The following is a 658-nucleotide window of genomic DNA, read 5'->3' as shown; positions in this document are numbered from 1 at the left end:
GTCGTAGTGCGCGAACAGGATGTCGCACGCGGCCCGCAGGTTCGGTGCCCAGTACTGCGCCTGGCCGTTGGGGCCCATGACGCGGTCGTAGCCGCCGATACCGAAGTTGTCCTCGGCCGAGACGCCGCCGGAGTAGTCCAGGGACTGCTTTCCGGTGAGCACCATCGCACTGTCGGGGGTCATCACCAGGATGCCCTTGGTGTGGGTGAGCATCGTGGCTTCGGCGTTCCAGTACGGCTGTGCGCCGACGTTGATGCCTGCGACGACGATGTTGATCTCGCCGCCGGCCTGGGTGAAGGTGATGATCCGGCGCAGCCCGCGTGATACCCAGTCCATGTTCTCGGTGCCCGATTCCATGGAAATCGTTGCACCGGAGGACAATGCGAACCACTCGACGGGTGCACCGAGTTGCTCGGCGAGGTCGATGGCCGCGACGATCCGCGAGCACTCGGCCTCGGCGACGGTGCCGAGGGCCTTGGTCGGGTCACCGAACAGCGCGACCCGGGTGATGCCCTCGGGGTACTTGGCAGTGGGCGTCGTCGCCACGCCGACGATGACTCCTGCGGAGTTGCGGCCGTAGGGACGATCGACCGGTGCGAGGATGCCGTCGGCGTCGAAGTCGTACTCGGTGAACGTGCCGCCGTTGCTGCTCAGCAAC

The 658-nt window shown here is 66.4% G+C and carries 1 pseudogene; it reads right to left on the bottom strand.

The window, feature by feature from the left end:
- Positions 1 to 658 (bottom strand): annotated as a pseudogene (locus CH275_RS04000) (fused acetyl/propionyl-CoA carboxylase subunit alpha/methylmalonyl-CoA decarboxylase subunit alpha); the annotation flags it as partial.

The organism is Rhodococcus sp. 06-235-1A, from assembly GCF_002258785.1.
Lineage (GTDB): Bacteria > Actinomycetota > Actinomycetes > Mycobacteriales > Mycobacteriaceae > Rhodococcoides.
The sequence above is the reverse complement of the archived record's forward strand: the minus strand, read 5'-3'. Positions and strand labels throughout refer to the sequence as shown.